Raw genomic sequence first — 23,852 nt, 5'->3', positions numbered from 1 at the left:
CCATGTCGCATCGAAAAAATAGCGTGCATGCCCCATTTGCCACTTGCATTTCGGGGAAGCGGCAGAGGTCCGCGCGTCGCGGCATGACGGCGTTCGGCCAAGCCCCGGTTCCGCGCCGACCGTAAAAATTTAGCCGCTTGCGCGTCCGCCAATTTCCTACAATTAGTAGTGCCCATGGCGGGACAACCGCTACACATGGTATTCAGTCGACCGGAGCCGGTGACGCTACTTTCGCGTTGCCGGGTGCCGTTCGGACCAGCGACAAGCCGATTTTTGGGGGCGACATGACGCCCCGGCCGAACACAGGAAAGCGGGACGATGACCTTTCAGGATAGTCAGGACGCCCAGATGAACGAACTGCAATTCGCCGATCCGGCACCCGCCGCCCCGGCCCCCGAGCGCAACAGCCGCACGGTCGACGCGCTGCTCCACGCGGTCGAGGTCGATCATTCGCGCGACGCGCTGCTGACCGATTTCGGCAAGGATACGCTGAAGGACCGCTACCTGCTGCCCGGCGAATCGTACCAGGACCTGTTCGTGCGCGTGGCGTCGGCCTATGCCGATGATGCCGAGCATGCCCAGCGGCTGTACGACTATATCTCGAAGCTTTGGTTCATGCCCGCCACGCCGGTCCTGTCGAACGGCGGCACCGGGCGCGGCCTGCCGATCAGCTGCTATCTGAACTCGGTCCCCGACAGCCTGGAAGGCATTGTCGAGACGTGGAACGAGAATGTGTGGCTGGCGTCGCGCGGCGGCGGCATCGGCACCTATTGGGGCAGCGTGCGTGGCATCGGTGAGCCGGTCGGGCTGAACGGCAAGACCAGCGGCATCATCCCGTTCGTCCGCGTGATGGATTCGCTGACGCTCGCCATTTCGCAGGGGTCGCTACGGCGTGGGTCGGCGGCCTGCTATCTCGACATCAGCCATCCGGAGATCGAGGAGTTCCTCGAAATCCGTAAGCCCAGCGGCGACTTCAACCGCAAGGCGCTGAACCTGCACCATGGCGTGCTGATCCCCGACGCGTTCATGGAAGCGGTGCGCGACGGTGCCGAATGGGAGCTGAAAAGCCCCAAGGACGGGTCGGTCCGTGGCAAGGTCGATGCGCGTTCGCTGTTCCAGAAGCTGGTCGAGACCCGCCTGGCGACCGGCGAGCCGTACATCGTGTTCAGCGACCATGTGAACAACACGATGCCGAAGCACCACCGCGATCTGGGCCTGAAGGTCTCCACGTCGAACCTGTGCAGCGAGATCACGCTGCCGACCGGCAAGGATCACCTCGGCAACGACCGCACCGCGGTGTGCTGCCTGTCGTCGCTGAACCTCGAAACCTGGGACGAATGGAACGGCGACAAGCGCTTCATCGAGGACGTGATGCGCTTCCTCGATAACGTCCTGACCGACTATATCGAGCGTGCGCCCGACGAAATGGCCCGCGCGCGCTATTCGGCGAGCCGCGAGCGGTCGGTCGGGCTGGGCGTGATGGGCTTCCACTCGTTCCTGCAGGCGCGCGGGCTGCCGTTCGAAGGGGCGATGGCGAAGGCGTGGAATCTGAAGATCTTCCGCCACGTCAATGCGCAGGTGAACGAGGCGTCGATGCACCTCGCCAACGAGCGTGGCCCCTGCCCCGACGCGGCCGACATGGGCGTGATGGAGCGGTTCAGCTGCAAGATGGCGATCGCGCCGACCGCGTCGATCAGCATCATCTGCGGCGGGACGAGCGCGTGCATCGAACCGATCCCCGCCAACATCTATACCCACAAGACGCTGTCGGGTTCGTGGTCGGTCAAGAACCCCTATCTCGAAAAGCTGCTGATCGCGAAGTCGAAGAACAGCGACGCGGTGTGGAACTCGATCCTCGAGCGCGGCGGATCGGTCCAGCATCTCGACTTCCTCAGCCAAGAAGAGAAGGACACGTACAAGACCAGCTTCGAGATCGACCAGCGCTGGCTGCTCGAGCTGGCAGGCGACCGTGCACCGTTCATCGATCAGGCGCAGTCGCTGAACCTGTTCATCCCCGCCGATGTCGAGAAGTGGGACCTGCTGATGCTCCACTATCGTGCGTGGGAGCTGGGCATCAAATCGCTCTATTACCTGCGGTCGAAGTCGGTGCAGCGCGCGGGGTTCGCCGGCGGGGTCGAGGCGGACAATACGTCGGAGCTGGCCAAGTTCGATCTGGGCGAGAGCACGGATTATGACGAGTGCCTGGCCTGTCAATAAGCGGGCGGCTTCGATTTGCGTGAGCAAATCGAACACTCGCCACGGCGGACAGCGGGGCGGCACAGCCGCCCCGTCTGACGGCGTGGCGGTACAGGATGCCACCGACCTTCCGAACCACGATCGACCAAGAGGAGCTACCGATGCCGATCCTGCTGTTCTTTGTGTTCGCCGTAATCCTTGGCCCGGTATTGGCATGGATGTACGCGCAGCCAAAGCAGGTCGAGGCGTTCGAGGCGCGTCGTCGCAAGATACTGGCGAGCGGGGGCAAGGACCCGATCAACGAACCGTTCGGCGCGCATCGCCCGTTCAAGACGAATGCGCTCTGGTTCGGCGGCATCGCCGGCATCGGCGGCGCGTTGATGGCATGGCTGCTGGGGGCGTGACGCCCGGCGTTGCCGCCGGATGCGGAGCGTTCGGTCGGCATCCGGCGGAACGGGTGGCGGCGCGCAGCCAGGCCGCGCGCCGCACGGCATCAGATCGCGCTGCCGTCCTCTTCGGTTTCGAAGGTCACCGCGACATCGGCGTTGGCGGACAGGCGGACGGTGTCGCCCTCGACCTCGGCGACGAGGCCGCCGTCGATATAATGGTGGTGGCCGGCATGGCTCGGTTCGGCGCCTTCGACCTCGGCACCGCTGTCCTTCTTGGTCAGCTTGATCCGGTCGCCTTCGACGCGGTCGACCGTGCCGACATGGACGCCGTCGGCGCCGATGACTTCGGCATGTTCCTTGATGTTGCTGAGATCGGCCATGATATTCCTCCGTTGGGGGCGGCGGTGAAACGCACGTCCGCGCCGTTGGTCGCATGACCGCGAACGTCCTCATCATGTTGTCGGTCGCGCTGGTATCGGGCGGGGTCGGGCTGTGGCTGCTGTTGCGTTTGAAGTCGCGCGCGACACAGCAGAGCCGCTATGCCCATGGCATGACGGGGATGATGGCGCTGGCGCTCGGCATCATCCTGACGATCTTCGGCATCGCGCAATGGTCGTGGAGCAGCGCGCCATGAACCGACCCGACCGTACCCCCGCGGAGGCGGGGGTCCAGAGCCGCAAGCGACGACGTTCGCGACCCTAGGCTCCCGCCTGCGCGGGAGCACCACAGAATTTCAAGACAAACCCAAGTTTCCCCGGAGTAACCCCATGTCGCTCACCGAAGCCCGCAAGCAGTACAAGCCGTTCGAATACCCCTGGGCGTTCGATTTCTGGAAGCGCCAGCAGCAGATCCACTGGATGCCCGAAGAGGTGCCGCTGGGCGAGGATTGCCGCGACTGGGCGCAGAAGCTGACCCCGCACGAGCGCAACTTGCTGACCCAGATCTTCCGCTTCTTCACCCAGGCGGACGTCGAGGTGCAGGACTGCTACCACGAAAAATATGGCCGCATCTTCAAGCCGACCGAGATCAAGATGATGCTCGCCGCCTTCTCCAACATGGAGACGGTGCACATCGCGGCGTACAGCCATCTGCTCGACACGATCGGCATGCCCGAGAGCGAATATGGCGCCTTCCTCGAATATAGCGAGATGAAGGACAAGCACGACTATCTGCAGAATTTCGGGGTCGATACCGACGAGGACATTGCCAAGACGCTGGCGATGTTCGGCGGCTTTACCGAAGGATTGCAGCTGTTCGCGTCGTTCGCGATGCTGATGAACTTCCCGCGCTTCAACAAGATGAAGGGCATGGGGCAGATCGTGTCGTGGTCGGTCCGCGACGAGAGCCTGCACTGCGAGGGCATCATCAAGCTGTTCCACGCCTTCTGCAAGGAACGCGACTGCATGACGCGTGCGGTGCGCGACGACATTGCCGACATGTGCCAGACGACGGTGCGGCTGGAGGATAATTTCATCGATCTCGCCTTTGAAATGGGGCCGGTCCACGGGATGACCGCGAAGGAGATCAAGAAGTACATCCGCTACATCGCCGACTGGCGGCTGGGGCAGCTGGGCATGAAGCCGATCTACCTGATCGACGAACACCCCCTGCCGTGGCTGGCACCGCTGCTGAACGGTGTCGAGCACGCCAACTTCTTCGAACAGCGCGCGACGGAGTATTCGAAGGCGGCGACGCGCGGCAATTGGAACGAGGTCTGGGACGGCTTCGACAAGCGCCAGAAGGCCAAGGTCGCGGCGCCGGCGAATGAGGAAGCGACCGGCATGGGTGATATGTTCGGGGGCGTGGCGGCAGAGTAAGCTGCGCCGGGGCCGCGCCGGGCAAGGGGCAGCGAACGCTGCCCCGAGCCTCAAGGCGCGGCCGGCCGGCGGCGCCGAAAGCGCCGTCCGACGGCATGGGCTTTGCCCATGCCGGCCGCCCAAAGTTCACTAAGTTCACACTCGCCACGCTGTTTGCGCTGTCGCATGATCCTTGGCGTCACGGTGCCCTGACGGGGCTCCCCAGAGCCATTCGACGGCATGCGCCCTGCCCGTATCCGCCGTCCAAAGTTCACTAAGTTCACACTCGTACGCTATTTGCGCGTGGTGCGGTTCTACCTGTCAAAGAGCCGGGGTCGCGACGACCCGGCAGCACGATGGCAAAGGGCGGACGTGTAGGACAGGGGGAAGCCGCAGGTGCTGCCCCCCTCTCCGTCATTCCCGCGTAGGCGGGAATCCATAGCCGCCGGCGGTCATGCTAGAGGCGCAAACGTTGCGTATATGGATCCCCGCCTGCGCGGGGATGACGAACGCTAGTAGCTGTAAGTCCCGAACTTCGGCCGATACAATGCTCCCTACCGCCGCCGCCGGACCGGCACGCGGAAGTCGGCGGGTTTGTCAGCGACCCATTTCACGAATTTCGCGACCGCCGGGACGGCCCGCAGCGCGTCGATGTCGGCGAGCGGGCCGGCGAGTTCGGCGTTGGTGGCGCTGGCGTGGATGGTGCGGTGGCAGATCGGGTGGACCGGCACCGTCTCGCGCCCGCCTTCGCTTTTGGGCACGCGATGGTGCCATTCGACCTGGCTACCGATCGGTCGGTCGCAGAGTGCGCAGGCGAGCGGCGCTTCGGTGCGGGCGGCAAGCGCCTCCGCCGCCGCCAGTCCCGCCTTGCGTTTTACCCGTCCCGCCATGGCGAACAACATCGGAAGCACGACATCAGTTCGCAAGGGTACTGGCCCCGCGCGCCCAAGGTGAACGCCAGATGAAGGAACCGCGTTCACCAAATACGGGTTGTACGTCGGCAAGTTCAGGAAAAGGGAGAACCCCCATGAACCGCACGACTTTGTTGATCGCCGCCGCCGCTACTGCGGTCATCGCGACGCCTTCGCTGGCTAAGGATCGCCGGACGGTCCCGGTCTATTCGGACTACAACCCCTATTATCTGGATTACAAGACCGACATTTCGGAGGCGAAGCGCGAGTTGCGCAAGGATCTGGCCCGCGCCGATGATGCCGCCGATCGCGAAGACGCCTGGGCGGAATATCGCCGCGAAATCGCCGACGCCAAGCATGACTTCCGCAAGGAAATGGCCGAGCGCGGCATGATCGTCCGCAACGGGCGGGTGACGGTCGAGGAATAACCGCGGCACAGCGGTCCTACGGGAAAAGGCCGTCGGGTTCACGCCCGGCGGCCTTTTCGTGCATACCAATGCCCTTACCGTAGACGACGCGCCTTTCCGCCTTTCGCCATCAGGTGCCTAGCATCTCGACCAGCCCCTTCGCCCTGCCCCCCTTGTTGATCCCTTCAAACCAGTGCATCCATCGCAGTCGTTTACCCCAGCACGCTGGCGACAATCGTTTTTTTGTAACGTTTTATATGGTAGTGGCGGACAAGCGTGCTGCGGCCGCATATTGTCGAGCCATGCTGGATTGTGGCCCTTTCCACACCAATAGGAACGCCCGACGACGCTACCGTACTGTGCGTGCGTTGATCGATTTGCATCGGTGGTGGACTTCAGATTTCCTAACGAAATCCAGGCACACGCCAGCAGAATCCAGCCCGGCAACTTCGGTAGAAGTTGGAACGGCTAAGAGCGCAGGAGGGCTAGCCGGCGGCGCTTCCGTTACGACAGTCTTTCCGCGCCTTACGCGCGGATAGCCCCATTCTGTATGGGGTACTAGAAGCTTCCCCGCCTCCGCGGGGATCATTGTTGCAACCGCCCAAAACAAAAGGCCCCGGACGAACCCGCCCGGAGCCTTTCGCGATACGCATTTACCGGGGCGGGTCCCGATACGCCGGACCCGCCCGAACTGGCACGATGCTTAGAAGTGGGTCGTCAGACCCAGCATCGGACGGAAGCTGTGGGCCGAACCGAAGGTCGACACTTCACCACGCAGGCGCACGCCCGAGTTGCCGGTGATGCCGCCGAGGCCGATGTCCTTCGGGCCGACTTCGAAACCGGCGCCATAGGTCATTTCGTGATAGTCGCGGCTGTCATTGCCGAACCGGTCGAAATTGACCCAGCGATAGCCGACCTTGCCGTAGATCAGGCCAGAGTCACCCGCGCGGACGCCGAAGCGGCCGGCTGCGCCGTAATCCCAATCGATGTCGCCCGACACGCCCTTCGAGACGCTGCCTTCGGCACCGACGAACACCGGGCCCAGCGGCACGTTGAAGCCGACAATGCCTTCAACCAGCGCGCCGTTCAGCTTGTCGTTGCGCGGGACCAGCGGGATGCCGGCGTCGGTGCGCTCCGAATCGAACTGTTCCCAGCCGCCCATGATCGCGACATAGGGTTCGAAGCCGATGCCGCTGGTGCCGTCGGGCGCGGTCACGGCGGGGGCCGGTTCGGTGGTCGTCGTGTCCTGCGACGTGGTCGACATGTCCTGCGCGAAGGCGGGGGCTGCGACGAAGGCAGCCGCGGCTGCGGCGACGGTGAAAAGCTTACGCATACAAAACCTCATCAGCGTTTACGGTCCCGGCATCGAACGCGCGCCGGTTTATCCGTGGCCCCTCTGAACCCGAAAACCGGGGAAGTGTTGCATCGCATTGCAACATGTGCGTCACGAAATCGGATACTGTTGCCCCAAGGCAACGGTATCTGTCGCCTACATGAACGAACCATGGCGGACCCGCCCGGACCATGGTGACAATGTGGCAAGGGTCGCGCGGCGGCGGGGCAGCCCGGTCGCAACGATTGGCGCCGCGATGGGTTGGGAAGGACGATCCACACGCGAATCGGAGGACGAACAGCGTATGCGACCCCGGATCATCATTGTCGGCGCCGGTTTCGGCGGCATCGCCGCGGCCCAGGCGCTACGCACGGCGGACGCCGACATCGTGCTGATCGACCGCACCAACCATCACCTGTTCCAGCCCTTGCTGTATCAGGTGGCGGGCGCCGCGCTGTCCCCGGCGGACATCGCCACCGCCAATCGCGCGCTGCTGCGTCGCAACAGGAATACGCGGATATTGATGGCGGAGGCGAGCGGGGTCGATGCCGCTGCGCGCGAGCTTTGCCTGGCCGATGGGCGGCGGTTGCCGTTCGATTACCTGATCCTGGCGACCGGCGCGGCGTACAGCTTCTTCGGCAACGACCAGTGGCGCGAGCATGCCTATGTGCTGAAATCGATCGACGATGCGCTGGCGATCCGTGCGGCGTTGCTGAGTGCGTTCGAGCGCGCAGAGCAATGCGACGATCCGGCGGAGCGGCAGCGGCTGCTGACCTTCGCGGTGGTCGGCGGTGGGCCGACCGGGGTGGAGCTGGCCGGGACGATCGCCGAGCTGGCGCGCACGACGCTGGCGCGCGACTTCGCGTCGATCGATCCGCGCCGGGCGCGGGTCGTGTTGTGCGAGATGGGCGACCGCATCCTGACCGCGTTCGATCCGCCGCTGTCGCAGTCGGCGCGCGAGATGCTCGAGTCGCTCGGCGTCGAGGTACGGACCGGCGAGGCGGTGAAAGCGATCGACGAACGCGGGCTGAACGTCGGCGACCAGCGGATCGATGCCGCCGCCGTGCTATGGGCGGCAGGGACCGAAGCGCGACCGGCGGCCAAGTGGCTGGCGGCGGATGCGGCGAAGAACGGCGCGGTGAAGGTGATGCCCGATTGTTCGATACCGGGGCATCCGACGATCTTCGCGATCGGCGACGTGGCGAGCTTCGATGCCGGCGACGGCCCCCTGCCCGGCCTGGCGCCGGTCGCCAAGCAGCAGGGGAAGTTCGTCGGCAAGCTGATCGCTGCGCGCGTCGCCGGGCGGTCGGCGCCGGAGCGGTTCCGCTATCGCGACTATGGCACGATGGCGGTGATCGGCCGGTCGCGGGCGGTGGCGGAGATTGCCGGGCTGAAGCTCAAGGGCTTTATCGCTTGGCTGGCCTGGTCGCTGGTCCACCTGATGCTGCTGGTGGACTTTCGCAGCCGGGTGTCGGTGTACGTCCACTGGGCGTGGTCGTGGTTCACCTATGGCCGGGGCGCGCGGTTGCTGACCGGTTATGCGCCCGAGCCGGGGGAGAAGCCCAGGACGGCCGGGTTGCCGGAGATCGAGGCGGAGCCGGCGGAGTAGGTTCGGGAGCTACCGTCACCCCGGACTTGATCCGGGGTGACGGTGGGGTTGAGGTCAGGACCAACCTCGCAGACCGCGTACCCCCGCGCAGGCGGGGTCCAGGGACACGGCCGTCGCCTGCGTCCGCGCCGCTTCGCGTACCCCCGCGCAGGCGGGAGTCCAGAGCCGCAATCGTCGCGCTCCGTTACCCTGGATCCCCGCCTGCGCGGGGATACGGTTCGCGCGAGGAGAGCCCAGCTCCTACATGCAAAACGGCCCGCCCGCATCGCCTGCGGACGGGCCGTTTCTGTCACGTCACCGACGTTCAGCCGACGCGGTTGCCCGCCATCGGGAAGCTGCCGAACGCGCCCGCCCCGACCGTGCCGGAAATCGTGTCGCCATCGACGGTCGCTTCGCAGTCGAGCGTCATCGGCATCGGCACGACGATCGCGACCTTCCACGACAGCTTGTCGCCATCGACCTTGCCGTCGGTGATCTCGGTCGACCCCATCGCGCCGGAATAGCTGCCGGTGAAGGTGCCGCCGTCGCTCTTGACGGTCAGCGTCGCCTGCTGGTCGCCCATCGGCGACTTGGTGATCGTGTTCCAGCTGCCATCGACATTCGCCATGTTCGCTCTCCTTACTTCGCCGCGACCGGGGCGGACGGCGGCGTTGCCGACACCACCTCCACCGGCAGGCCCAGCCCGTCAAGCTGCGGACGGACGACCTTCGCATCGCCGACCACCACATAGACGAAGCGATTGGGGTCGATTGCCGCGCGTGCCGCAGCGTCAAGCTGGGCCGTGGTCAGCGCCCGATATTTTTGCGGCAGGGTCGCCTGGTAATCGTCCGGGCGGCCGAGGAAGTCGTTGGCCCGCATCGCGCCCAGCACCGCGCCCGACGTTTCGTAGGTGCCGGCCAGCTGCCGCGTCTCGCCATCGATCGAGCGGCGGAATTCGACCGGGGTCACGCCGTTGGTCCCAAGGAAGCCGTTGATCTGTTCGCGCAGCGACGCGATCGCCGGGCCGGTCTTGTCCGCCTGCACCGGTGCGTTGATGACATAGGGCACGGCGTTCTGCATCAGCTGGAACCCGCCGCGCGCGCCGTAGGACCAGTGCTTCGCCTCGCGCAGGTCCATGTTGATGCGGCTGAGGAAGCCCGAGCCGAGCACGGTGTTGGCGGTGGTCGCCGCCAGCGTGTCCGACTTGGCCTGCACCGGCGTCATCTGACCCGCGACGATCAGCGACTGCGGCGAGTTCGGCCGGTCGACCAGCACGATCTTGGGGCTCGTGGTGGCGCGCTGGGCCGGAAAGGTCTTCGTTCCCGCCGCACCGGTCGCCTGCCAGTTGGCGAACGAGGCGTTGAGTGCCGCCTGCACCTCGGCCAGCGGACGGTCGGAAACGACGAACACCTTCGCCTTGTCCGGACGCAGCCACGCATTGCGCCATGCCACCAGATCCTCGCGCTTCATCGCCATGACCGCCGCCGGATCGCCGACGCCCGCCGCGAGCTTCGCATAGGGGCTGTCCGCGCCGTAGAGCAGCGGCGGCAGCGTCATGTCGGCCAGCCCCTGCGGGTTGGTGCGCTGCTGCCCGATCTGCGCCAGCACCTGCCCGCGCACGCGCTCCAGCTCGCTCGCGTCGAACGCCGGGTTGCGCAGCACGTCGGCGAACAGCATCGTCGCGCTGTTCAGATTGGCGCTGGGCGCTTCGAAGCCGATCGTCGTCTGATCGGCCGAATTGCCGCCGCTCATCTGCATGCCGAGCTTTTCCTTCGCCTCGGCCATCGCGATCGAATTGCGGGTGATGGTGCCTTCGTCGATCAGCGACAGCGTCATGCCGGCGGTGCCGAGCTTGCCGGCCACATCGGCGGCGGTGCCGGCATCGAACACCATCGACACCTGCGTCACCGGCACGGCGGTCCGCTGGGCATAGACCAGCTCCATGCCGTTCGACAGGCGGCTGCGCGTGACCTTCGGGAATTGCAGCGCAGTGCCGGTGTCGGCGACGCCCGGCATCGCCCCGCGCGTGCCCTTGAACGGCGTTTCGGGCGCGGCCGGGGTGGCGGGTGCGGCGGCGACCGCCTTCGCCTCTTCATAGCCCTCGCGCTCGCCCTTCTCGACGATCAGCGTATAGGCCGGGCGCGACATCCACTTCTGCGCGGCGGCGCGGGCACGCTCCGGCGTCATCGTCGCCAGCGCGTTCAGCTCCTTTTTATAGAAGCCCGGATCGTTCGAATACAGCTCGCCCGACGCCAGCGTCACCGCCTTGCCGCCGAAGCCGCCGACCGATTCCAGCCCGCCGATGGTGCTCGACACCTGCGTCGTGGCGACGCGCGCCACTTCGTCGGCACTCGGACCGGTGCGCAGATAATCGGCGATCATCTGGTCCAGCTTCGCCTCGACCAGCTTTTCATCGACGCCCGGCTTCACGATCGCACGGACGATCAGCATGCCGGCCTGTGCCAGCGACTGGACGCCGGCGGACACCTGCACCGCCAGCTTTTCCTTCTTCACCAGTTCATTGTCGAGCCGCGACGAGGCGAGGCCGCCGAACGCGCTCATCGCGACGTCCAGCGCCGGGGCGTCGGGATCGTTCAGGCCCGGCACCGGCCAGACCTTCATGATCATCGTCGCGGCGACATTGTCCTTCATCACCTCGCGCACCGGCGCGGCGAGGGTCGGCACCTCGATCTTCGGCAGGACCGATTCCGGCCCACGCGCGATCTTGCCGAAATATTTCTCGACCAGCGGGCGCGCTTCCTTCGCGTCGATGTCGCCGGCCAGCACCAGCACCGCGTTGTTCGGGCCGTAATGGCCGCGGAACCAGTTCTTCACGTCCTCGAGGCTGGCGGCGTCGAGATCGGCCATCGAACCGATCACCGAATGGCGATAGGGATGGCCGACCGGGAAGATGCCCTCGGTCATCTTGTAACGGACGAGGCCGTAAGGCTGGTTGTCACCCTGGCGTTTTTCGTTCTGCACGACGCCGCGCTGTTCATCGAGCACGCCCTGCGTCACCGCGCCGAGCAGATAGCCCATGCGGTCCGATTCGAGGAACAGCGCGCGGTCGATCGCCGCCTTCGGCACGGTTTCGAAATAGTTGGTGCGGTCGTAGCTGGTAGTGCCGTTCAGGTCGGTCGCACCGATCGAGCGCAACGGGTCGAAGAAGTCGCCCGGCGCATTTTCCGACCCGTTGAACATCAGATGTTCGAACAGGTGCGCGAAGCCGGTCTTCCCCTCCGGCTCATGCTTCGACCCCACGTCATACCATACCGACACCGCGACGATCGGCGCCTTGCGATCGGTATGGGTGATGACGGTCAGGCCGTTGGGCAGCGTGAACTTTTCGTAGGGAATGTTGACCGGGGCGACCAGCGCCGACAGCGGCGCGGCCTTGACCGGGGGCGCGGCACGGGCGGGCGCCTGCGCCTGCGCCGTCCCGGCGAGCGCAGTGGAAGCGAGCAATACGGCAGCAACGGTACGGAACATGAAACCCCACCCATTATCGATAAACGGAATGACGGTGTATGGCGTGGGCGGGGGCCGTGCAAGTCAGTTCCATTGCCCGAACGGCACCATTGGCTTGCGGTCGTGTAACATATGATGTCCTCGGACCATTTCGGCTAATTGGCGGTTTTCACGATGCTTTCAGTGCTTATGTTGCATCGCGCCATGACTATTCCATTCGAAACCTTCCGCGCGATCCTTCCGCATTCCGACCGGTTCGACCGCCTGCTGGCGCTCGGCTGGGAAGATATCGGAGGCGTCGTCCTTGCCATGGGAGCCGTCGCGTTCATGACGGCACTGGGCGCGCTGCGTTCGCGCTGAGCGTTCCGCTTCGAACATTGCTGCGTAGCAACATTTCCTGAGACTGTTTTTCTCCGGGAACAAGGGTTTTGCGTATGATCCGATTGACTGCCGCCCTGCTGGGCGGGGCGCTGCTGGCCGGCTGTGGCAATTCGTCCGTGCCGGAAGCGCAGGCGACGATGAACAACACGGTCGACCTGCGCCACCTGGTCGAGACGGAAGTGGCGGGCAACGGCATCGAACGCTATCCACTGGAAGGCGTCGAGATCCCGACCCCGTCGGACCCGCAGTCGCGCTACGAAGTGCTGCGCCAGCGCCGCACCGCCGCCGGCACGATCATCGCGATCCTGCGCCAGCAGCGCGGCGACCGCTTCGTCTATGCCCGCACCGAGCTGGATTGCGAGCGCGACCTGTTCCATGTCGTCGGCGTGGCCGACACGCGGGCCCATGTCGAAACCAATGTCGCGCATGACGGGCCGCTGCGCCCGACGACCGGCCTGCCGCTGCGGCAGGAACTGTCGAGCTTCATCTGCCAGCGGGCGTCTGCGTCGGCCTGATCCCCTATTCGCCCGCCGGCGGTACCGCCGGCGTGGCGATGTCGGCCTCCAGCCGCGGATCGACCTCGGCAACGGGCAGCGTGCCGCGGCGCCGCTGGAAACTGGTCAGCAGAAAGAACAGCAGGTTGCTTCCCTGCGTCAGCGCGCCGCCGGCGAGCAGCAGCCCGGCCATCGCCGCGCGCGGGCCATCGACGATATGGCTCATCTCCAGCGCGGCCGACAGGAACAGCAGGTCGCGATTGGGCACGATCGGCAGGCGGCTGATGACCATCTGTACCGTCAGGAACGTGACCCACACGCCCCAGGGTTCGGCGGGCAGCACCACCGCCCATTGCGTCGCCTGCAACAGCACGACGGCCAGGATGCGCGCGACATGGATGCCGAGCACGGCGGCGGCGACCCGCCAGCTGACCGACAATATCTGGCTGCGCAGGCGCAGGAGCAGCGGCGTCAGGAACCCCGCGACCAGCAGGGCGGCCAGTAGCATGCCGCCTGCCGAATGGAGCCAGTCGGCGATCCATTTCGCCCGGCCCGTCCCCATGAAGATGACCAGCAGGATCGAGGTGATCGCGGCGGAGGCGAGCGCCGAGAGGATCGCATTGTCCTTGATCGCCAGCAGCAGCGTCTTCGACGCGATCCCCAGCCGCTGCCGCGCCCAGACGAACAGATAGACCTCGCCCGAATAGCCGACGAACGCCGAGTTGAAGACCCGCTTGCGCACGAAGACCGACAGGCTGCCGGGCAAGGGTCGGCCGAGCAGCAGGCGGAAGATCCACACCTCCGACACCGGCAATGCCATGAACATCACGACGAACAGGATGTAGAACCATGGCGTGCGCGGGAGCGCGGCGGCGACGCTGGCCCAGCCGATCGCGCGGACCTTCAGCACCAGCCACAGCAGCACGCCGACGAAGAACAGGGCGCGGAAGACCTTGCCCACCAACGCGGCGGTGGGCGTCTGCGACCAGTCGTGCAGCCGCTGTGCACGTTCCGACAGGGTCAAGCGAACACCCCGGCGGTGCGCGAATCGGCGACGAACGCCTCGAACGCGGCGCGCGTGTCGGGATCGAGGCGGAAGCGCGAATGGCGCCATACCCCGCCCGGCAGCACGCGGCGCAGGGCATATTCGATCGCGGCGGCAGGCGTGTTGCGCACCCGGCGTTCGAAATGGGTCCGCTCCCACGTGTTGCCGCCGTGGAAGGCGCGGACGAACAGGCCCGGCGCGTCGAGTATGCCGATGTGCTCGATGGGCCAGTGGTGCAGGAAATCGGTATCCTCGCCGCGCCGCTTTTCGGGGTAGCGGGCGGTCGGATCGGCGCGGTGGACGATGCTGCCCGGTACGCCCGGCTCCAGCGTGCCGACATAAGGATGGTCGAACCATTCGGGCGCATCGAGATGCATCAGCGTGCCGCGCAGGACGCAGGCGTCCTTGCCGCCGTCCAGCACCGCGACCTGCCGCACCAGCCGGTCGGGATGATACCAGTCGTCATCGTCCCATTGCGCGACGATCGAGCCCCGCGCGAGGTCCAGCGTGCGGTTGCGCAACCGACCCAGCGTCGTGTCGGGCGTCTTCGTCACCCGGTCGTAGATCAGCCGGTCGGCAGGGATATCGGCGAAGAGCGGCGTATAATCCTGATCGCCATCGTCGACGACGACCAGTTCGCGGTTCGCCCAGCGTTGCCGCAGAAAACAGTCGACCGCGCGCCGCGCCAGCGCGGCACGGTTCGCGGTCACCATCACGCAGCTTACCCGCGCGCCGTCGTCGGACCAGTTCATCGCCAGCGCCTTAGCCGCAGTCGGGCACCTCGACAATCGGGTGGCGCGACCGGCTTCGCGCTGGTAGCCGGGCGGGAATGCGGATCGTCTTCGTCCTGACTTATCCCACCCATCACGGCGTCGCCGATGTGGGTGAATGGCTGCGCTGGGACAATCGCGACCGGCGGATGCCCGGGATCCTGACCGAACTCGGCGTCGAGACCGAGCTGTGGGGACTGGCGCGTGAGCCGCTGGACACCGTGTCCGCGCTGCCGGGCATCGCCCCCTACCCCATCCGCCTGTTCGCGCCGTCCAACCCCGACGCCCGGACCCGCGACCAGCGCAGCGACGCGATGGTCGCCGCCGCGCGGATCGATCCAACGACGCTGTTCGTGCTGATCGGCAGCAATGGCGGCGCCGGGTTCGACCTGTTCGACCGGGTGCTGCGGCCCGACCGGCGGCGCTTCGCGGTCATCATCGGTGGCGACTGGTGGAGCCGGATCGTGCCGCATGCCGCGTTCCTGTTTCCGGAGTCGGCGGTGCAGGAGGCGCAGCTGACCCGGCCGGGCTGGCGCTTCTGGCGAAGGGCGATTCCGGAGGCGCGGATGCAGCGGCTGCCCAAGACGATCGATACCGACCGCTTCGCACCGCTGGTGGCGGACAAACGGTTCGACGTGATCGCGACCAGCCGCCTGACGCCCTACAAGAAGTTCGACGAGATCGCGGCGCTGGGCGACCGCCACCGGGTCGCGGTGATCGGCGACGGGCCGCAGGCGGCGGCGTTGCAGCGGCGCTTTCCGCAGGTGCACTGGCTGGGCCATGTGCCGAACGGCGAGGTGCCGGCGATGCTGGCACAGGCGCGGCTGTTCTTTCATGCCGGGCGGCGCGACTATTTCCCGCGCGCGATCCCCGAAGCGATGGCGTGCGGCCTGTCGGTCGCGGCGTTCGACGACCGGATCGGGGCGGACGTGATCCCGCCCAGCTGCGGGCTGCTGGTCAAGGATAACGACTATCGCGACAAGGTCGACGCGTTGCTCGCCGATCCGGCGGCGCTGGCGGCGATGGGGGCGGCGGCGCGCGCCCATGTCGTCGCGACGCACGGGCGCCGGTCGTCGGAAGCCGCCTGTCGCCGATTGATGGAGTTGGCCGCATGAGCCGCTGGACGTTCGTGATCGCCTATTACAACGAGGCGGACTTCCTGCCCGCCACGCTGGCGGCACTGGCGCCGCAGAGCGTGCCGTTCCGGCTGGTGCTGGTCGACAACGGATCGACCGACGGGTCGGACGCGATCGCCCGCGCCTTCACCGCGCCGGGGATCGAGGTCGTGCACCTGTCGGAGGCGCGGCCGGGCAAGATCCATGCGCTGGAAACGGCGATGGCCGAACTCACCACCGAATTCTGCGCGTTCGGCGATGCGGATACCTATTACCCGCCGCATTACCTGGCCGAGGCGGAACGCACGTTCGATGCCGATCCGCGAACGGTGGCGGTGATGGCGCTGGGCGTCGATGCATCAGGGCAAAGGCTGCGGCGGGCGCTCTATGCCGGGGTCGTGACGAAACTGCTGTCGAAACAGACGCATACCGGTGGTTACGGACAGGCGTTCCGCACGGCGGCGCTGGTACAGGCGGGCGGTTTCTCGGAGAAACTCTGGCCTTATGTGCTGCTGGATCATGAGATCATGCAGCGGGTCGCAAAGCTTGGCCGCGTCGTCTATCCCTATAATTTCTGGGCGAAACCTTCGCCACGCCGGTCGGACCGCCGGCGGGTACGCTGGACGCTGGGCGAGCGGCTCCTGTACCACGCCACGCCGTTCGCGGCGAAAGACTGGTTCTTCTACCGCTTCCTGGGGCCAAGGTTGAAGGCACGGGGGATTACCCATTTGAATTTGCGGGATAAACCCTGGGAAGCGAAGCCGTAAGGCGGTCCAAAGTTCACTAAGTTCACACTCGTGTATGGTTGGTGCGTCGTGCGGTTTGCGCCATGTGCGAGGCGCGATGTTCCGGCGATGTAAAAGAACCAGGCGGAGCATGGCATGTCCGGACGGTTGTAGGAAAGGCGAGATGGGTGGCGACTGTGCGCCGCGTCACCCAGCCAGATGCGTCGCCCCAGCGAAGGCTGGGGCCTCAAGCGGCTCTTGCTGCCGTGCTATAATGGGGAGATCCCAGCCTTCGCTGGGATGACGTTTGGGTCAGGTTCCCTTTCCTTGCTCACATGCGGCAATCGCGGCCGCCACCAGTCCATCTAGGTACGGGTCGTCCGACGGATCGGACCATGGTCGTAGTGCATCGACCAGCGACGGATCGGCGATGATTTCCGCCGCTTCGAAGACGTTGACGAGAGCCATCTCGGCGGACAAGGCCTGGCGGACGTGCGGTAGCGCCTTCGCCGGAGCGATTTGGGCGAGCCCACGCAACGCCTCGGCCCTGACGCGCGGCGAGCAATCCGTCGTAGCGGCCGCCAGCAGCGCATCGCGGATCGCCGGGGTATCGAGGTCGGCATTGCCCAAAATGAATGCGGCCCAATCCCGGTTCACCGCCTCTGCATCCGTCAGATAGTCGATGACCCGCCGCAGATTGTGCTCGCCAAACTCGCTGCCGGATAGTGGAACCGCTTCGTTCAACACGTCGATCAGGAAGCCGGACGTGGGCTGGTAGGAAGCGTCCTCCGTCATCACCGCGCCACCCGGAACACACCCTCGCCCACCACGTCCAGCCGCGCACCGACCGCCGTTGCCGCACTTGCCAATTCACCGGCCGCGCGGGGGTCGTCGGCTGCGATCTCCACCATCTGCGCCCCGTCGCGCAGCGCCCGGGCCAGCCGGATGGCGGGCCAGGGGCAGCGCATGCCGCGGGCGTCGATGCGGGTCACTTTGCGTGGTCGAAGGGGTTTTTCGGGGCGCGGAGGTTCAGGCGGACGGGGACTGCGCCGAAGCCGAATTCCTTGCGCAAGCCGTTAATGAGATAACGCTTGTAGCTTTCGGGCAGCTGGTCGACGCGGGTGCCGAACAGTACGAAGCTGGGCGGACGCGTCTTGTTCTGCGTGATGTAGCGCATCTTGATGCGCTTGCCGCCGGGCGCGGGCGGCGGGTTGGCCTCCAGCGCGCGGTCGAACCAGCGGTTAAGCTGTCCCGTCGACACGCGGCGGCCCCAGGCTTCGCGGGTTTCGAACGCCGCCTGCATCAGCACGTCCAGCCCCTTGCCGGTGGCGGCCGATACGGTCAGCAGCGGCACGCCCTTGGCCTGCGCCAGCCCTTCGTCGAGCGCGCCCTTCACGCCATTGAACAGCGACGATGCGTGTTCGGCGATGTCCCATTTGTTGAGCGCGATTACCAGCGCGCGGCCCTCTTGCAGCACGCGATCGGCGATCTTGATGTCCTGCAGTTCGAGGCCCCGCGTGCCGTCGAGAAGCAGCACGACGACCTCGGCAAAGTCGATCGCGTGGAGCGCGTCGGCGACCGAGAGCTTTTCGAGCTTTTCCTGCACCCGCGCCTTCTTGCGCATGCCGGCGGTGTCGATCAGCCGGACGGGGCGGACACGACCGTCGGGGGCGGTCCAGTTCCAGTCGACCGCGATCGAATCGCGGGTGATCCCCGCTTCGGGACCGGTGATGAGCCGGTCCTGCCCAAGGAAACGGTTGATCAGCGTCGACTTGCCCGCGTTGGGGCGGCCGACGATGGCGAGCTTCAGGACGGCGGTTTCGGGGTCGAACTCGCCTTCTTCCTCCGGCTCCGGCTCGTCCTCGCGCTCGATATAGGGGCGCAGCGCCTCGAACAGGTCGGCGACGCCCTCACCATGTTCGGCCGAGAGCTGCACCGGATCGCCAAAGCCCAGCGCCAGCGATTCGAGCACGCCGTTCTCGCCCGCGCGGCCCTCCGCCTTGTTCGCGACCAGCACGACGGTGCCGCCCGACGAGCGCAGCCAGCGGGCGATTTCCTCGTCCAGCGGCGTGATGCCGGCGCGGGCGTCGATCATGAACAGCGCGACATCGGCCATCTCGACCGCCGCCTGGGTCTGCATCCGCATCCGCCCCGGCAGGGTTGCGGCGTCTTCATCCTCGAACCCGGCGGTGTCGACAATGGTGAAGTCGAGGCCGAGCAAGGTCGCCTCCCCTTCCCGCCGGTCGCGGGTCACGCCCGGCTGGTCATCGACCAGCGCCAGCCGCTTGCCGACGAGGCGGTTGAACAGCGTCGACTTGCCGACATTGGGACGGCCGATGATGGCGACGACGGGTAAGGGCATGGGGATTCCTGGGGTGCGGGGTTGCCGCCGAGTGTAGGGGGTAAGGGAGGCCGGGTCGAGGGTGTTGGCTCCTCTCGTCGTTCCCGCGCAGGCGGGAACCCATAAACGCCGACGCAGCGTTTCCATCAGGAGCGCTGCGTCTATGGATCCCCGCCTGCGCGGGGATGACGAGTGGTTGGTGTTACTTCCAGGCGGTAAGCTGCCCGGCATCGTCGAGCAGGTACAGCATACCGTTCGCCACGATCGGCGACAGGTTATACCCCGCCTTCGACCGGGTTTCCTGCGTCGATGTGATCGAGCCGTCGGCGACCGAGGCCGATACCAGCTGCCCTTCCGAATTGGCGAGGATCAGGCGGTTGCCCGCCAGGATCGGGCCGACCCAGCTGATCGGGTTCTTGCGCTTCTTTTCGTTGCGGAAGCCGGGCAGCTGCTGGACCCAGCGCAGCTTGCCGCTGCCGCGCGAGATGCACAGCAGGCGCGCGTCGTCGGTCACGACGAAGATCCATTCGCCCGCGACCCACGGCGTCGAGATGCCGGCGAGATTCTGTTCCCACAGCCGCTGGCCCGACACGAGTTCGAGCGCGACCATGCGACCGCCCTGCCCGACCGCATAGACGCGACCATTGTCGATCACCGGTTCGGCGTCGATATCGGCCAGCGCCGACACCGAGGTCGAGGCGGAGGTGCGCGACAGGCTGTCGCCCCAGACCGACCGGCCATTTTCGTAGCGATAGGCGTTCAGCTCGCCCGACGAGAAGCCGGCGACGACCGTGCCCTGGGCCGAAGCGGGCGCAGCGACGCCGAACACGCCCTGCGATTCGATGCTGCCCGACTGAGTCCACACCACCTTGCCGTCGCTCTGGTCCAGCGCGAACAGCTGGTTGTCCTGGCTGACGACATAGACCTGCCCGTTGGCGAGCGAGGGGGCACCGCGTAAGGGGCCGCCGGGCTTGGCGCGCCACACTTCCTTGCCGTCGGCGGTGTTGAACGCGACGACATCGCCCAGACCATCGGTGGCGAAGGCACGCTCACCCTCCACCGACACGCCGCCGCCGAAGCGGGCACGCGGATTGTCGTCGCCGGGTACGGTCCGCGCGGTCCATACGGTCGCGCCGGTCGCGGCATCCATCGCGGTGACCACGCCTTCGACGTCGATCACGTACAGGCGACCACCGACGACCACCGGCGATGCGGCCAGCCGAGTGCGGGTATTGCCGCCCTCGATCCGCGCGCTCCACACCTGGCGCAACGTGTCGCCCAATGCGACATGACTCATCGATTTCGAGGCGTTGCCGCCGGGCTGCGACCAGTCGGCATTGGTTTCGGCGAGCGGCAGCACGACCTGCAGGTTCGCCAGCGCCGGATCGACCGTGGCGAGGTTTTCGGACGCGAGGATCGGCACGCGCTGTCCGACGACGGGCGTGCGCGCCGGGCCCTTGCCCTTGAGTGCGCCGCAACCGCCCAGCAGCGCCAACGCCGCAACCGCTGCCGAGAGTTTCAGATGCGTCTTCATGGGGAAAGGGTTCCGGTATCGAAGGGGGTTATTGCGCGGCGGCGGCGGGAGCGGCGGGCGCGGCATCGACGCCGAGCGACCCGGCCATCTGCACGGCACGCGCACGCAGGCTTTCGGGCACGCCATCGGTCTGCGCGATCAGGGCAAAGGTCTGTCCGGCCTGCTTGAGCTTGTTCTGGCGGAGATAGGCGACGGCCACCATCTCCCCCGCGCTGCCGAGCCACGGGCTGCCCTTGTCGGCGAGGCCGCGCAGCCGGTCGATGACCTGCTGCGGCTGCAACGAATCATATTCGACCGCGGTCTGGCGGACGAGCGCCATGTCGCGGAACGGCTGGGCCAGCGTCTCGTCGGCGGCGACCTTGCCGAAGGCGGCGGCCGCGCCCTTGGTATCGTTCTTCGACAGCAGCATGTCGGCCTGGGTCAGCAGGGCGGTGGCGCGCACGGCGTCCTTGTCGGAGGTCGTCAGCTTGCCGACGATCGCGTTCGCCTGCGCGACGCGGCCCTGTTCGATATCGTCGAGCGCGGTGGCGAGCTGTTCGCCCTGTTCGCCGGCCAGCGTGTTCTGGCGATGCTGCCACCAGGTCCAGCCGCCGAACGCAACGAGCGCGAGGAGGACCGCGCCGATGATCCACAGGCCGTAGCGCTTGCCGATGTTCGACATCTGCTCACGGCGCAGCTCTTCATCGACTTCGCGGATGAAGGCTTCGTTGTTCTGCGGGGTCAACGCCAAGGGAACAGCTCCAGGGGATAGATCAAGCGCGCTCCTTTAGCCGACGCCCAAGGGAAACGAAAGCGATTGGTCGTAGGGGTGGTTACCGGCACGGGACCATGGGGAAGCGCGGCTGTGCGGGGGATGAACAACGTTCCCGTTCCGTCACCCCGGACTTGATCCGGGGTCCCGCTTTCTTGCTACGGTAGAAGAAGAAGCGGGACCCCGGATCAAGTCCGGGGTGACGTGGCGGTTGGGGGTTCGTCTCAATCCTTCGGCGCGTAGAGTTGCGCTGGGCCGGGGAAGGTCCGCGTGCGCACCTCGTCGGCATAAGTCGTGACCGCCTTCGCGATATGGCCGGCCATGTCGTCGAACGTCTTCACGAAGCGCGGGGTGCGTTCGAACAGGCCGAGCATGTCCTCGGCCACCAGCACCTGTCCGTCGCACGCGGCCGACGCGCCGATGCCGATCGTGGGACAGGCGATGCGCCGGGTGATCTCCACCGCGATCGGTTCGACCACGCCCTCGATCACCACGGCGAAGGCGCCGGCTTCGGCGACCGCGACCGCATCGGCGACGATCTTTTCCGCCTCCGCTGCGCTGCGCCCGCGCGCGCCATAGCCGCCAAGCTGGTTCACCGCCTGCGGCGTCAGGCCGACATGGCCCATCACGGGAATGCCCCGCTGCGACAGGAAGGCGACGGTTTCCGCCATCGCCGTGCCGCCCTCCAGCTTCACCGCCGCGGCACCGGTCGCCTTGAGCAGCATCGCCGCGCTTTCGAACGCTTGTTGCGGGCTGGCCTCATAGCTGCCGAACGGCAGGTCGATGACGACCAGCGAATGATAGGAACCGCGCACCACCGCGCTCCCGTGCGCCGCCATCATGTCGAGCGTAACGGGCACAGTCGATGGCAGGCCGTAGATCACCTGCCCCAGGCTGTCGCCGACCAGCAGCATGTCGCACTGCGCGTCCATTAGCTGCGCCATGCGCACGGTATAGGCGGTCAGCATCACCAGCGGGGTCTTGCCCTTGGCGGCGCGGATGGCGGGGATGGTCAGCCGCTTCATCGGCGCCGGGGTGGGCGTCGCGCGGCTGGTGGCGGTGTCGATGGTGAAGGTCGTGGACATCCGCGCGGTCTAGCCCGAAGCGATCAGCGAAGCCACCCGCGCGCCGTGCCGTGCCGGGCCACGGCCAATTGCCATAGCGCGATGGCGAAGATCACCAGCGGGAACGGCACCGTCGCCGCCGCGCCCTTCGCCGCGATCAGGTCGGTCGCCGTAAAGACCCAGCCGAACTGGATCGCGACCGCGAGCAGCGATGCAGCATAAAGCCCCGCGGCCCAGCGCCGGCCGATCAACAACGCGACGCTGCCGAGCAGCCCGCCCCAGGTGGCGATGCCGTAGATCCAGTTGAACCAGCGCGGCAGCGCGGCATAGAAGCGGCGGTCAACCTCGCCCATCGCGGCAAGGGCGGCAGGTCCCATCGTGACCTGGCTGTAGAAGGCGAAGACGCCGGCTGCGCCCCACAGCAGGAACAGGATGGCGACGATGCGGAACCATGGCGGCGGAGTCCGGACGAACGTCGGTGCCATGCTGATCCTCTCCACCCGCGATTCGATACGGCATCGCAATGATGCCTGTGCGTGATGGTTAACGCACTTACCCGGCGATGGCGAATCGCTCCGCATAGCGTTCGGGCTTGAACCCGGTTTCGATCCAGCCGTCGCCGACCAGCACCGGGCGGCGGATCATCGACGGCTGGGCCAGCATTAGATCGATCGCGCGGGGTGCGTCGAGATCGACCTTGTCGGCATCGGGCAGCTTGCGGAACGTCGTGCCGCTGCGATTGAGCAGCGCCTCCCAGCCGAGTGCTTCGACCCATTGTTCCAGCGTCGCGCGGTCGATCCCGGCCTTCTTATAGTCGTGGAAGGTGTAGCCGATTCCGTTCGTGTCGAGCCAGGTGCGCGCCTTCTTCATCGTGTCGCAGGCCGGAATCCCATATATGGTTATCGTCATACGCTCGGTTCCTTTGGTGCAGCATCCGCGCTTGGCAAGTCTCGAAGCCAAAGCGTATCCTTCGCCGATACCTCAAGAATAGCTTCGTTCGAGACTGAGCAGCCCCCATCGGGTGGTCCGGGTTATTAGTTAGTGCATTGTCGTCTCCGCCGCCATTGCCGGTCGTAGGTGGAGCGAAGCGGAACCGGAGGCCGGCAATGGCGGTGTCGCCGCTTGTGGTGCGGGCGGCCGATAGCCCAGGCTGCTGTGCGGCCGGACGGTGTTGTAGTGACGGCGCCACGCCTCGATCAGTACCCTTGCTTCAGCGAGGCTGTAGAAGATCTCGCCGTTGAGCAGCTCATCGCGCAGCGAGCCGTTGAAGCTCTCGTTGTAGCCATTCTCCCACGGCGAACCCGGCACGATGTACAGCGTCTTCACGCCAACCTGCCCGAGCCATTTCTGAACCGCGGTAGCGATGAACTCGCTGCCGTTATCTGATCTGATATGCGCGGGCGGACCCCTCGCGATGAACAGGTCGGCAAGCGCTGCCAGCACGTCTTCGTGTCGAAGCTGGCGCGCGACGACCAGTGCCAGGCATTCCCTGCTGGCCTCATCGATGATGGTCAGTATCCGGAACTTGCGCCCGTCATGCGTCC

General features: G+C 66.3%; 25 protein-coding genes and 1 pseudogene. 10 read left to right on the top strand and 16 right to left on the bottom strand.

The features are described from left to right. Nucleotides 1-318 precede the first annotated feature (318 nt). Nucleotides 319-2,217, top strand: coding sequence for a ribonucleoside-diphosphate reductase subunit alpha (locus tag CA237_RS05085; RefSeq protein WP_066689479.1), 1,899 nt, complete (start codon nucleotides 319-321; stop codon nucleotides 2,215-2,217). A 140-nt stretch (nucleotides 2,218-2,357) separates the two neighbouring features. Beyond that, on the top strand, nucleotides 2,358-2,600 hold the full coding sequence (locus CA237_RS05080; protein WP_066689480.1) for a hypothetical protein: 243 nt from the start codon (nucleotides 2,358-2,360) through the stop codon (nucleotides 2,598-2,600). Nucleotides 2,601-2,689: 89 nt separating this feature from the next. Here the strand turns inward: CA237_RS05080 and CA237_RS05075 are convergent, their stop codons facing one another. Further along, nucleotides 2,690-2,965, bottom strand: coding sequence for a DUF2171 domain-containing protein (locus tag CA237_RS05075; RefSeq protein WP_066689481.1), 276 nt, complete (start codon nucleotides 2,963-2,965; stop codon nucleotides 2,690-2,692). Nucleotides 2,966-3,018: 53 nt separating this feature from the next. Between CA237_RS05075 and CA237_RS05070 the strand changes: the two genes are divergently transcribed. Continuing rightward, on the top strand, nucleotides 3,019-3,219 hold the full coding sequence (locus CA237_RS05070; protein ID WP_066689482.1) for a hypothetical protein: 201 nt from the start codon (nucleotides 3,019-3,021) through the stop codon (nucleotides 3,217-3,219). A gap of 133 nt (nucleotides 3,220-3,352) precedes the next feature. Beyond that, complete coding sequence (locus CA237_RS05065) at nucleotides 3,353-4,402, top strand: ribonucleotide-diphosphate reductase subunit beta (RefSeq protein WP_066689483.1); 1,050 nt, start codon at nucleotides 3,353-3,355, stop codon at nucleotides 4,400-4,402. Nucleotides 4,403-4,935: 533 nt separating this feature from the next. On the opposite strand, the gene CA237_RS05060 is transcribed toward CA237_RS05065, so the two are convergent. Beyond that, nucleotides 4,936-5,283 carry an HNH endonuclease gene (locus tag CA237_RS05060; RefSeq protein ID WP_241215437.1) on the bottom strand — a complete coding sequence of 116 codons (348 nt, stop codon included), beginning with the start codon at nucleotides 5,281-5,283 and terminating at the stop codon, nucleotides 4,936-4,938. Between the two features lie 125 nt (nucleotides 5,284-5,408). Here CA237_RS05060 and CA237_RS05055 point away from each other — a divergent pair, with 125 nt between their 5' ends. Further along, a complete protein-coding gene (locus CA237_RS05055) occupies nucleotides 5,409-5,720 on the top strand; it encodes a hypothetical protein (RefSeq protein WP_066689484.1) in 312 nt (103 codons plus the stop codon). A 682-nt stretch (nucleotides 5,721-6,402) separates the two neighbouring features. Here the strand turns inward: CA237_RS05055 and CA237_RS05050 are convergent. Continuing rightward, nucleotides 6,403-7,032, bottom strand: a complete 630-nt coding sequence (locus CA237_RS05050; RefSeq protein ID WP_066689485.1) for an opacity protein — start codon at nucleotides 7,030-7,032, stop codon at nucleotides 6,403-6,405. 304 nt (nucleotides 7,033-7,336) lie between these two features. Between CA237_RS05050 and CA237_RS05045 the strand changes: the two genes are divergently transcribed. Further along, nucleotides 7,337-8,641, top strand: coding sequence for an NAD(P)/FAD-dependent oxidoreductase (locus tag CA237_RS05045; RefSeq protein ID WP_066689486.1), 1,305 nt, complete (start codon nucleotides 7,337-7,339; stop codon nucleotides 8,639-8,641). Nucleotides 8,642-8,945: 304 nt separating this feature from the next. Here CA237_RS05045 and CA237_RS05040 read toward each other — a convergent pair whose 3' ends face one another. Together CA237_RS05040 and CA237_RS05035 are read right to left on the bottom strand one after the other, a co-directional pair. Beyond that, nucleotides 8,946-9,248 carry a hypothetical protein gene (locus tag CA237_RS05040; RefSeq protein WP_066689487.1) on the bottom strand — a complete coding sequence of 101 codons (303 nt, stop codon included), beginning with the start codon at nucleotides 9,246-9,248 and terminating at the stop codon, nucleotides 8,946-8,948. 11 nt (nucleotides 9,249-9,259) lie between these two features. Further along, nucleotides 9,260-12,109 carry a pitrilysin family protein gene (locus CA237_RS05035; RefSeq protein WP_066689488.1) on the bottom strand — a complete coding sequence of 950 codons (2,850 nt, stop codon included), beginning with the start codon at nucleotides 12,107-12,109 and terminating at the stop codon, nucleotides 9,260-9,262. Between the two features lie 183 nt (nucleotides 12,110-12,292). Here CA237_RS05035 and CA237_RS19590 point away from each other — a divergent pair, with 183 nt between their 5' ends. Then, nucleotides 12,293-12,448, top strand: coding sequence for a hypothetical protein (locus tag CA237_RS19590; protein WP_157092699.1), 156 nt, complete (start codon nucleotides 12,293-12,295; stop codon nucleotides 12,446-12,448). A gap of 74 nt (nucleotides 12,449-12,522) precedes the next feature. Beyond that, a complete protein-coding gene (locus tag CA237_RS05030; protein WP_066689489.1) occupies nucleotides 12,523-12,984 on the top strand; it encodes a hypothetical protein in 462 nt (153 codons plus the stop codon). 4 nt (nucleotides 12,985-12,988) lie between these two features. Here the strand turns inward: CA237_RS05030 and CA237_RS05025 are convergent, their stop codons facing one another. Together CA237_RS05025 and CA237_RS05020 are read right to left on the bottom strand one after the other, a co-directional pair. Continuing rightward, nucleotides 12,989-13,987, bottom strand: a complete 999-nt coding sequence (locus CA237_RS05025) for a hypothetical protein (RefSeq protein ID WP_066689490.1) — start codon at nucleotides 13,985-13,987, stop codon at nucleotides 12,989-12,991. Beyond that, entirely contained in the window at nucleotides 13,984-14,760 is a 777-nt protein-coding gene (locus tag CA237_RS05020) for a glycosyltransferase family 2 protein (RefSeq protein WP_066689491.1), read from the bottom strand. The genes CA237_RS05025 and CA237_RS05020 overlap by 4 nt, the downstream gene beginning before the upstream one ends. Before the next feature lie 77 nt (nucleotides 14,761-14,837). On the opposite strand from CA237_RS05020, the gene CA237_RS05015 reads away from it, so the two are divergent. Beyond that, nucleotides 14,838-15,893, top strand: coding sequence for a glycosyltransferase (locus CA237_RS05015; RefSeq protein ID WP_066689492.1), 1,056 nt, complete (start codon nucleotides 14,838-14,840; stop codon nucleotides 15,891-15,893). Further along, nucleotides 15,890-16,660 carry a glycosyltransferase family A protein gene (locus CA237_RS05010; protein ID WP_066689493.1) on the top strand — a complete coding sequence of 257 codons (771 nt, stop codon included), beginning with the start codon at nucleotides 15,890-15,892 and terminating at the stop codon, nucleotides 16,658-16,660. Before CA237_RS05015 ends, CA237_RS05010 begins: the two co-directional genes overlap by 4 nt. Before the next feature lie 270 nt (nucleotides 16,661-16,930). Here CA237_RS05010 and CA237_RS05005 read toward each other — a convergent pair whose 3' ends face one another. The 9 genes and pseudogenes from CA237_RS05005 to CA237_RS04965 form a co-directional block, all read right to left on the bottom strand. Beyond that, on the bottom strand, nucleotides 16,931-17,413 hold the full coding sequence (locus tag CA237_RS05005; protein ID WP_066689494.1) for a HEAT repeat domain-containing protein: 483 nt from the start codon (nucleotides 17,411-17,413) through the stop codon (nucleotides 16,931-16,933). Further along, nucleotides 17,413-17,610, bottom strand: coding sequence for a sulfurtransferase TusA family protein (locus CA237_RS05000; protein WP_066689495.1), 198 nt, complete (start codon nucleotides 17,608-17,610; stop codon nucleotides 17,413-17,415). The genes CA237_RS05005 and CA237_RS05000 overlap by 1 nt, the downstream gene beginning before the upstream one ends. After that, a complete protein-coding gene (gene der / locus CA237_RS04995) occupies nucleotides 17,607-18,980 on the bottom strand; it encodes a ribosome biogenesis GTPase Der (protein WP_066689496.1) in 1,374 nt (457 codons plus the stop codon). The genes CA237_RS05000 and der overlap by 4 nt, the downstream gene beginning before the upstream one ends. 181 nt (nucleotides 18,981-19,161) lie before the next feature. After that, nucleotides 19,162-20,493: a PQQ-like beta-propeller repeat protein gene (locus CA237_RS04990; protein WP_066689497.1), complete on the bottom strand. Its 1,332-nt coding sequence runs from the start codon at nucleotides 20,491-20,493 to the stop codon at nucleotides 19,162-19,164. A 28-nt stretch (nucleotides 20,494-20,521) separates the two neighbouring features. Next, nucleotides 20,522-21,223: a tetratricopeptide repeat protein gene (locus CA237_RS04985; protein WP_066689498.1), complete on the bottom strand. Its 702-nt coding sequence runs from the start codon at nucleotides 21,221-21,223 to the stop codon at nucleotides 20,522-20,524. A 245-nt stretch (nucleotides 21,224-21,468) separates the two neighbouring features. After that, on the bottom strand, nucleotides 21,469-22,329 hold the full coding sequence (gene panB / locus CA237_RS04980) for a 3-methyl-2-oxobutanoate hydroxymethyltransferase (protein WP_126013191.1): 861 nt from the start codon (nucleotides 22,327-22,329) through the stop codon (nucleotides 21,469-21,471). A 23-nt stretch (nucleotides 22,330-22,352) separates the two neighbouring features. Further along, entirely contained in the window at nucleotides 22,353-22,793 is a 441-nt protein-coding gene (locus tag CA237_RS04975) for a hypothetical protein (RefSeq protein WP_066689500.1), read from the bottom strand. A 67-nt stretch (nucleotides 22,794-22,860) separates the two neighbouring features. Then, nucleotides 22,861-23,217: an arsenate reductase gene (locus CA237_RS04970; protein WP_066689501.1), complete on the bottom strand. Its 357-nt coding sequence runs from the start codon at nucleotides 23,215-23,217 to the stop codon at nucleotides 22,861-22,863. Between the two features lie 129 nt (nucleotides 23,218-23,346). Then, nucleotides 23,347-23,852 (bottom strand): annotated as a pseudogene (locus CA237_RS04965) (IS3-like element ISGbe1 family transposase); the annotation flags it as partial.

Source organism: Sphingomonas sp. ABOLH (assembly GCF_003951715.1).
Classification (GTDB): domain Bacteria; phylum Pseudomonadota; class Alphaproteobacteria; order Sphingomonadales; family Sphingomonadaceae; genus Sphingomonas; species Sphingomonas hankookensis_A.
This window is presented reverse-complemented; position numbering and strand designations above follow the sequence as displayed.